Here is an 8,239-nt window from a genome sequence, read left to right as displayed (position 1 = left end):
AGACGCAAAGGAAAAATAAATGTAAAATGTAAAATAGGAAATGAAAAATGGGAAATTTCACTCCTTCGCAAGACTCATTACCTTTCAGTTATACATTTTACATTTTTCATTTTACATTTAACCGCACAGGTCGAAAATTTTTCTTGACAAGTAGTTATTTAACCCGTATAATATTAATAGAGGTTCCTCGGTAGCTCAATGGTGGAGCGAGCGGCTGTTAACCGCTAGGTTGTAGGTTCGAGCCCTACCCGGGGAGCCAGACTTGACGCTCAAACGAACCTGAGCTTTACATATAAATTTGGGGTAAAAGATGAAAACGAAAGTAAAATATAAACAAAAAAGAAAGAAACCTCTTTTTGTAAAAGAGAATCTGTTCCCAGCACTGGTTTATCAGCCTTATATTGACAAAACAGGAGAGTCAAAGCAGAAAAATATTTCTAAATTGGCAATTCAAAAATTAAATATCCTAATAGATAAGTTTGGGGTTGATAATGCCTGGTATTCAATTTTAGCCACCCATATCTATAAACTCCATCAACCTCACTTTGATTATCTTTTGAAACAAAAAGAGTTTTCTAACGCAAGCATCCAGGATTCAGATATACTTGATTCTATTTCAATTGGAGAAATAGCAACGCTTTATGAATACTCTTTATCATACTTTAATAGAGATAGAAGAAAACAAGAAGGGCAATATTTTACTCCTGATGATGTCGCTCAAGTGATGGCTAAAAAAACCCTTTCTTTCCCAAGGGGTAAAATTTGGGTTGACCCATGTTCTGGAGTGGGTAATCTTTCTTTTTGGTTGGTTAAATTGCAAGAAAATCCTGAGAGTTTTTTAAGCAATCAACTTTATTTGATTGACAAAGATGCTCTGGCATTATTTATTGCGCGTACTTTATTCACACTATCATTTCAAAATAAATCAAAAAGTTTATTTCTTGATATAGCACCTCGTTTTATCTCTGCAGATTTCCTTTTTTCATCTAATCTCCCGGCATTTGATTTTGCTATTCTAAATCCACCATATGTAGAAGTTGAATCTGATAATCGGTTTGAAAGTGCCGAGTCACGGAATTTATATGCCTACTTTTTAGAACGGGTTATAAAGTTATCAAAAGGATTTGTTTCAATTTCGCCACAAACTTTTACGCACGGACAAAGATTCAGGACTTTACGTCAATTACTGCTTACCAATATGAGAGACATTTCAACTTATTGTTTTGATAATGTTCCCGACACTATATTTAGAGGTTTTAAATTTGGGTCAACTAATACAAACAAAGTCAATAGTATAAGAGCAGGTATTATTGTAGCCAAAGCAGAAAACAAATCTCGTTCTTTTAGAATTACCCCCTTATTGCGATGGCGCACAAAAGAGCGTGCCAAAATGCTGGAGCATATTGATGATTATTTAACAAATGTAGAAGCGATATCAGATATTTTCCCCAAGATTCAAAAAGAACTTTTGCCATTGTACAACGAATTAAGTAAGACAAAAAAATGTTTAGCATATCTTGTCTCTTCCCATCCAACTCCATATAAACTTGTTATCCCATCAACACCACGATATTTTATTTCTGCATTGCGAAAAGAAGTGAATCGTTCCTCCTTCAGGATTTTGTATTTTTATAATAAACAAGAATATGATATGGCATATCTCCTACTAAACAGCAGTTTTGCTTATTGGTGGTGGCGTATTAATGATGGTGGTATGACGATTTCAGAAAAAACTCTACTCTCATTACCAGTTCCGAACAACATTCCTGTTGACCCAATACTTATTTCAAAGCTTGAGCAATCAGAGCTTACAAACCGTGTAGTCAAGAAAAATGCGGGTAAAAACAATGAAAATGTGAAACATAATGTAGATCTGATAGAAGAAATAAATCAAAAGATTTTCCCAAGATTTACTCCTGCATTTAAACATTTACATAATAATTCGGTTATTGCCATATTATGATAATATCACAACAATTATTAAATAAAATCATTAGAGCGTTATCACAAATGTCTAATAAATGGGATGCTCGTCAAGTTTATTTAGATTGGAAGAATACTAACAGCCAATATTTGAAACAAACGGAATGGATTGGTTGGCGATTTCAAGAGCTGTGTGAACAATACTTGAAACCTACGCAGCTGTTTGATTTTTCAAGACAGAGGTATGGTTTCGCTGATTTTGATGCATTTGCGGAAATTCCTTGGGATTTTAAGGCCCATATTCGTCAAAATCCTCAGGGACAACAAACTCGCAAAATTCCTGGTACTGATAGGAGAGCAACCCTCCAAGCAATTGAGAATTGTGGTGCAGCTGGTTTCATCTTGGGGATAGGTTATGCTGTTTTTAACGATGAAAATAGGAGTTTTCAACTCTGGCATGATAAACTTAAGGGCGGGTTATCGGAATATGAAGAAGAGAGAATAGCCCGTGGTGCTTCTTCTCGCCTGCGTAAGACTAAGTTCACATTGGAAGAAATCTGGATTATTGAAATAGACAAAAAGTTAGGCGAAAATCTTGGAACTTTCATGGAAGGATTTAGAAATAAAAACGGAAGTCCACGTAAAGCGAAAGTAATGTTGGATTTAAACATTATTAAACCGATTCACAAGATTAATTTTACAGGTTAAAAGAAATATTGAGTTTTAAATGTGCTTTTTATTTTTTTTGCACTGACTTATCTGGTAAAGGTTCGCCGAAGACGATGATTGTGCCTTTCCTGCGATATTTGAACATTTTTATCAGCAGGATGATTGTTTCGGCAAAATATGAAGTTCGTCTATCGTCAAGAGTGGGGAGCCATTTTGAACAATACGAATTGGGGATTTTCGGAAATAGAAACGGAAGTCACATTTTCTTTATTCTCCTTAAAAACTTCCCAGTTATTCTGGCTCTTAACAAAAAACCTTTATCTTTTCCTCCCGAGCTTCACAAGAGGAGAAATCCTTTTCGGTTTGGTTATCAGTTGATACCCTTGTATAAATCGCATAGGGATTTTTTTTACTTGACTTTATTCACCTCTTTTGTTATACTTAATCATTGAAATGAAAAAAATTACTCTTTTCATTATCTTGTTTTTAATCTTATGTTGTTTAAAAATAGAATCTAAGGAGATACCTCTTTCTCAGGTGGTCATTACGGTTAATGAAACAAAATTTACTTATGCTCAATATAAAATGGCTTTTGATTACCACCGTGATTTATATAAACAGAAATATGGCAAATTCCCGCAGGAATGGGAGGAAGCATTAAAAAATATAGTAATTGAAGGTTTAATCCGTGATGCATTACTTTCTCAAGAGGCAGAAAAAGTTATCAAGGTAACAGAAAAAGAGCTTGACGAAAGCATAAAAAAGAGCCCACAGTTTAAAGATGCTAAAGGCAAGTTTGATGAAACAAAATATCGTTTGGCATTAGCTAATCCTGAAATTGACTGGAGTAAGATCTATGAACGACAGCGCAAAATCCTTATGCGAACTAAATTAGAGGAACGAATAAAAAATGCAGTTAAGGTTTCGGAAGAGGAGATAAGAAAAGAATTTTGCACCATTAACGAGAAGATTCGGATAAGATATGTCCTGATAAAATTTGAAGAAGATAAAATCGATGCTGGCACCATTACCGACACGGAGATTGAAGATTATTACCGCAGGCACCTCACTGATTATCAACAACCTGAACAAGTCAGAGCAAGACACATCTTGATAAAACCCGAAAACAATAAAAAAGAGGCAAAAGCAAAGATTGAAGATATTTTAAAAGAGATAAAAGCAGGTGGCAGTTTTGAAGAATTAGCTATGAAATATTCTGCCTGCCCATCTAAAAATCAAGGTGGAGATTTAAATTTCTTTAGCCGGGGACAAATGGTTAAACCATTCGAAGATGCCGCTTTTAACTTAAAATTAGGTGAAATAAGCGATATTGTCGAAACCCAATTTGGATTCCATATCATTAAACTTGAAGACAAAAGACAAGCCCGCACTATTCCGCTATCTGAGGCGAGCGAAGGGATTAAAAATACAATTCATCATCAAAAAATAAGACAAGAGGCAGAAAAAATAGCAAAATCAAAAACAGATGAAATTTATAGTAAAATAACGCAAGGGTTTGGAACTGTCGCTACAGAGTATTCTTTAGAGATAAAGGAAACTGAATCTTTCGGACATCAACAACCTGTTTCAGAATTAGGTTATTTCCCGGAGATAGAGGAGATATTCAATTTAAAACAAGACCAGATAAGTCAGCCGATTAAGATATGGTCAGGCTTTTTAATCGCTCAATTGATAGAAAAACAGATTGATGAAATAAAATATTCTAAAGAAAAAGAAAAGATTAGACAGGATATTCTTAAAAAAAAGAAAGAAATGGCATTAGACGATTGGTATAAAAAGAAAAAACTATCGGCAAAGATTACAATAAATCTATAAATCCTATTTGTTTTATACTCAAAGAAAACAGGTTTGCAAAAACTTCCTTGAAAGGATTCAAGGGATCAAGGAATCAGGGGTCGAGTGAACACCTTATTTTTCACCTCCCTTGAATCCTTGACCCCTCGAATCCTTGATCCCTTTTTAGAGTAGAGCAAAATATTTGCAAACTCAATTTATTTGGGTATATATAACCTAATAATATGGTAACTAATTACCATTCAGCAGTTACCAAATAAAGAGGAGGTTAACCATAATGTTTGCAAATGAAACTTTATTAGATATTATCTTTAAAGGTGGAATTGCAATGATTCCATTAGGACTTTGCTCGATTCTTATCCTGGCAATTATTATTGAACGGATGTGGAGTTTTAGAAAAATAAATATAGATGTTGAAGAACTCTTATATAAGATTCAAAATAGTATTCTCAAAGGTAATGTTATGGAGGCAATAAATCTTTGTGAGATGGTTCCAGGACCACTTCCTCTTATCTTTAAAGAAGGGTTGTTAAGATATGACCGGAGTAAGGATGAGATTATCGAGGGTTTAGACCGTATCAGGATAGAAGAATCACTCGATTTAAAAAGGTATATCTGGATGCTGGGAACGATTGGAAGTATCGCTCCTTTTATTGGACTATTTGGCACTGTATTAGGGATTATTCGTGCATTTCATAATATTGGTCTAACTGGTACCGGAGGAATAGATGTTGTTGCTGGAGGTATATCTGAGGCTTTAGTCGCCACTGCTGGAGGATTATTTGTAGCGATTATTGCCGTAGCTGCCTATAATTATTTTATCATTAAGGTAAATACTATTGGAGAGGAATTTAGAATTTATACCGCAAGATTAATTGAAATCCTCACCGAAACTGAAAGAAGAAAGAGATAAATGCCGTTGAAGGCTAAATTAGTTAAGACTATAGAAAAACCACAAAGATTCTATTATATTTTATTAGAAAAAGGTTTTTTAAAAGAGGTGTGGGAGGGGATAAGAGGAGACAGAAAGTATCCATTCAGGCAAATTTATAAGATTTATTATTATTTAGATTGAAGTTAATAATTTTACCTCCGTAGAAACCGTGTCCTTAATTTCAGGTAACTGTATATTTTCTTTTACCTCATCATAATTTTTTAAGATATACTCAATTTTTTCAGCCAGAGAATTTTCATCTCCAGTTTTAAATAAAACAACACCTTTAGGTCTAAGAGGATTTTCACAACCTATGACGGGAATTTTAAGAGATAGTGCCTGTAATACTGACGAGCAGACACCATCCCATTCATAACTTCTTATACATATCTTTGACTTACTTAATAAGGTTAAGAATTCATTATGCTCTAAATTCTTACATAAAAATATATTCTTTTCTAAATTTAGAGTTTGAATAAGATTTAGAGTATCTTGTGAATATTCACTCGTCCCAACAAATATTAAACCTAAGTCGGGATAGTTCGTTACCAACTTTTTAATTGCCTGTAGAGTTGTTGGAATATAAAATTGAGGTCGGTCAAAAACATACGAAGATAAAATAGGCTCGTGTTGATGGATAAATATCTCTAAATCTTCTGGTAGTTTTGTCTCTTTATATGATAAATATTGCTTGCTAAAGGCGGGAATGGACACAATTTTATTTCTGTTTATGCCATATTCGCTAATTTTATCTTTTATACGCTCATCATTGCAAATAATTTTTTTAGGTAATTTGAAGATAATAGAAATCAGAGGAAGTATCCAATAACTGTTTTCACGAGGAAAATATCGCTGATTTATTCCCCCATGAAATGTTAAAAAACATCCCTTACCCAATACGAGACCGATAATTTCACTGATTAGTGTCAATATAAATCCCTTCGGAGATTGACCATTTACATGCATATGAACCCTGTAACCTGATAGGCAAAATTTACCTAATTTAAATATATAATCTCTTCCATTTTGAACATCAATATATTCATCACTTTTAATCCTTCTACTTTCAGAGCTAATATTTAATATTTGACATTCATAGCCCATTTCTAAAAGTTGTTTTTTAAGATACTCAACCCGTGTGCTCCAGCCGGTTCTTGGCGGAGAATAGGACACTATCTCTAAAATTTTCACCAGTTTTTTCATTGTGCTCTTTCCTTAGGGTGTTCTTTAGAATGGAAACCCAGACTTGACTATGAGTTACTGCTTTTTCTTTATTGAAAGAGAGCATTCTCTCTTCTCTAATGTTAGACCACTATGCATCTTCGGATAACTCATAGATTTGACAAACTAAGTCCCTTAATCTTAAATAAACAGATATACCCTCTGATTGAGCCGTCTTTTTTACCCATTCCTGAAGGGGTAAGTCAAGGCCTCTCATAATTCTTGGGTTTTTTGTAGGGATAATTCTTACCTTTTTTAAAAAGTATAGCATATCTGATGAACCTTTGTCAATATCTTTTTGAAAGGAACCAGTAATTCTAATTATGAAAAAACTTCCATGAAGTTCAAAGGAATCAAGAGAAGAAGGTTCTTTGCCGATAATAGTAATAGTGGTAATTAAAACCAATAAAAATGGGAGAAAGTCAAGAAAAAAATGCCACCTGTGCGGTTAGATTAACCTTCCTCACATCTTTTAAAACCACGAAGCACACGAAGGGCACGAAGAATTATAAACCAAATCGTAACTATTCAGCCACAGATGGACATGGATGAAACGCGGAAAAATCCCTGAGGCATCTCCGGTATCCGTGCTGTAGGCTGAAGGGCTTTTCTCCTTCTATAGTAGTTATTCATCAAAAGTTTCCATAAAATGAAAAATATTGAATATTGAATGTAGAAGTAATACTAAAACTTCATTATTCTAAATTCATTATTCGATATTCTACATTCATTCAATTGATAGTTAAATTTCTATCCGTTCTATGTTAAGTTTCGATTAATAAGTGCTATAACTTCCATCCCCTTAATCCCCCGCCAGCGAGGGACATCTATCTCTCCCCTCTGCTCTCTCGCCCCTTGCATCTTAGCTCTTGTCCTCTACTATCTGCTATTTATCCGTGTTAATCTGTGGCTGAATAATTACTGAATAGTTACAATATTTGTAACCGTTCAGGTGGGTGAAACGCAAGATGTTTGGTGATAATTGCTGGTGCCCCCTACATATAGTAACCACCGCTTTTTATAGGCTCAAAAAAGGAAGCAAAACAGGCTCTCAAAATACTATATTTTGTGTTTTGTAATTCCTAAAAGCCCAAATGTAGGGGTTGAACGGTTACCAATATTTTTTCTTCGTGGTCTTCGTGCCCTTCGTGGTTTATCTTAACTGCACAGGTCGAAAAAATGTTGCCAGCCCTGGAATAAATCAGAAACCTGTCCTGACAGGCTCAGGAATTGGTGATGTTGTGATGGTAAAAATTGGGGGGAAGATAAAAGAACGGTTGGTTTTAAACTTCAGTCAAATCCGCGCTCTGGAGATGTTGAGAGAGCTCGATAAATTAATATTTGCTAATCGCTAATTCACTACTCTTACAACCCTATTTATCTCCTCTTCTGAAAGTCCTGTTATCTCAGCAATCATCTCCAATTTAAACCCTTTTTTATACATCGATTTAGCTGTCTCTATTAGTCCTTGTTGTAATCCTTGTTGAATTCCTTGTTGTAACCCTTGTTCTAATCCTTGTTCTAATCCTTGTTCTAATCCTTGTTGTAACCCTTTCTTTTCGGCATAAGAAATCGATGCCTTTTGAATATAGATGAAATCTTTCCTTTTATGCTGTATCTCTAATTCTTTAGCACTCAGACTTGCTTGATTGGCTATCTCAAATGCCTTCTTTATCT

The 8,239-nt window shown here is 34.5% G+C and carries 10 protein-coding genes and 1 tRNA gene; 8 read left to right on the top strand and 3 right to left on the bottom strand.

All coding sequences use genetic code 11. From position 1 onward, the window contains the following. The first annotated feature begins 184 nt into the window (after window positions 1-184). The 6 genes from AB1422_13570 to AB1422_13545 all read left to right on the top strand — a co-directional run bounded on the left by AB1422_13570 (window position 185) and on the right by AB1422_13545 (window position 5,482). Window positions 185-259, top strand: a tRNA-Asn gene (locus AB1422_13570). Window positions 260-310: 51 nt separating this feature from the next. Further along, on the top strand, window positions 311-1,963 hold the full coding sequence (locus tag AB1422_13565) for an N-6 DNA methylase (GenBank protein MEW6620340.1): 1,653 nt from the start codon (window positions 311-313) through the stop codon (window positions 1,961-1,963). Beyond that, the gene (locus AB1422_13560; GenBank protein ID MEW6620339.1) at window positions 1,960-2,631 is read left to right on the top strand and encodes a hypothetical protein; all 672 of its coding nucleotides are present in this window, start codon (window positions 1,960-1,962) and stop codon (window positions 2,629-2,631) included. The genes AB1422_13565 and AB1422_13560 overlap by 4 nt, the downstream gene beginning before the upstream one ends. A 414-nt stretch (window positions 2,632-3,045) precedes the next feature. Beyond that, window positions 3,046-4,428, top strand: a complete 1,383-nt coding sequence (locus tag AB1422_13555; GenBank protein MEW6620338.1) for a peptidylprolyl isomerase — start codon at window positions 3,046-3,048, stop codon at window positions 4,426-4,428. Between the two features lie 256 nt (window positions 4,429-4,684). Continuing rightward, window positions 4,685-5,320 (top strand): MotA/TolQ/ExbB proton channel family protein, encoded by a 636-nt coding sequence (locus AB1422_13550; GenBank protein MEW6620337.1) that lies wholly within the window; start codon window positions 4,685-4,687, stop codon window positions 5,318-5,320. Beyond that, window positions 5,321-5,482, top strand: a complete 162-nt coding sequence (locus AB1422_13545; protein MEW6620336.1) for a hypothetical protein — start codon at window positions 5,321-5,323, stop codon at window positions 5,480-5,482. It abuts the gene before it with no gap. On the opposite strand, the gene AB1422_13540 is transcribed toward AB1422_13545, so the two are convergent. Beyond that, window positions 5,474-6,544, bottom strand: a complete 1,071-nt coding sequence (locus AB1422_13540) for a glycosyltransferase (GenBank protein ID MEW6620335.1) — start codon at window positions 6,542-6,544, stop codon at window positions 5,474-5,476. The two genes, AB1422_13545 and AB1422_13540, sit on opposite strands and share 9 nt — an antisense overlap. Before the next feature lie 109 nt (window positions 6,545-6,653). Further along, window positions 6,654-6,968, bottom strand: a complete 315-nt coding sequence (locus tag AB1422_13535; GenBank protein ID MEW6620334.1) for a hypothetical protein — start codon at window positions 6,966-6,968, stop codon at window positions 6,654-6,656. 5 nt (window positions 6,969-6,973) lie between these two features. Between AB1422_13535 and AB1422_13530 the strand changes: the two genes are divergently transcribed. Together AB1422_13530 and AB1422_13525 are read left to right on the top strand one after the other, a co-directional pair. Beyond that, window positions 6,974-7,114: a hypothetical protein gene (locus tag AB1422_13530; GenBank protein MEW6620333.1), complete on the top strand. Its 141-nt coding sequence runs from the start codon at window positions 6,974-6,976 to the stop codon at window positions 7,112-7,114. A 596-nt stretch (window positions 7,115-7,710) separates the two neighbouring features. Next, on the top strand, window positions 7,711-7,917 hold the full coding sequence (locus AB1422_13525; protein ID MEW6620332.1) for a hypothetical protein: 207 nt from the start codon (window positions 7,711-7,713) through the stop codon (window positions 7,915-7,917). Here the strand turns inward: AB1422_13525 and AB1422_13520 are convergent. Further along, on the bottom strand, window positions 7,914-8,239 hold a 326-nt coding region (locus AB1422_13520), incomplete at its 5' end, for a transposase (protein ID MEW6620331.1). The two genes, AB1422_13525 and AB1422_13520, sit on opposite strands and share 4 nt — an antisense overlap.

The sequence above is a fragment of the bacterium genome, from assembly GCA_040757115.1.
In the GTDB taxonomy this organism is placed as follows: Bacteria; UBA9089; CG2-30-40-21; order CG2-30-40-21; family SBAY01; genus JBFLXS01.
Note: the sequence above shows the minus strand (reverse complement) of the source record. Positions and strands in the feature narration are given on the sequence as shown.

Coding starts and splice junctions, on each gene's coding strand:
- AB1422_13530 (MEW6620333.1), top strand. CDS start 6,974: ATGGGAGAAAGTCAAGAAAAAAATGCCACCTGTGCGGTTAGATTAACC.
- AB1422_13560 (MEW6620339.1), top strand. CDS start 1,960: ATGATAATATCACAACAATTATTAAATAAAATCATTAGAGCGTTATCA.
- AB1422_13540 (MEW6620335.1), bottom strand. CDS start 6,544: ATGAAAAAACTGGTGAAAATTTTAGAGATAGTGTCCTATTCTCCGCCA.
- AB1422_13555 (MEW6620338.1), top strand. CDS start 3,046: ATGAAAAAAATTACTCTTTTCATTATCTTGTTTTTAATCTTATGTTGT.
- AB1422_13565 (MEW6620340.1), top strand. CDS start 311: ATGAAAACGAAAGTAAAATATAAACAAAAAAGAAAGAAACCTCTTTTT.
- AB1422_13550 (MEW6620337.1), top strand. CDS start 4,685: ATGTTTGCAAATGAAACTTTATTAGATATTATCTTTAAAGGTGGAATT.
- AB1422_13545 (MEW6620336.1), top strand. CDS start 5,321: ATGCCGTTGAAGGCTAAATTAGTTAAGACTATAGAAAAACCACAAAGA.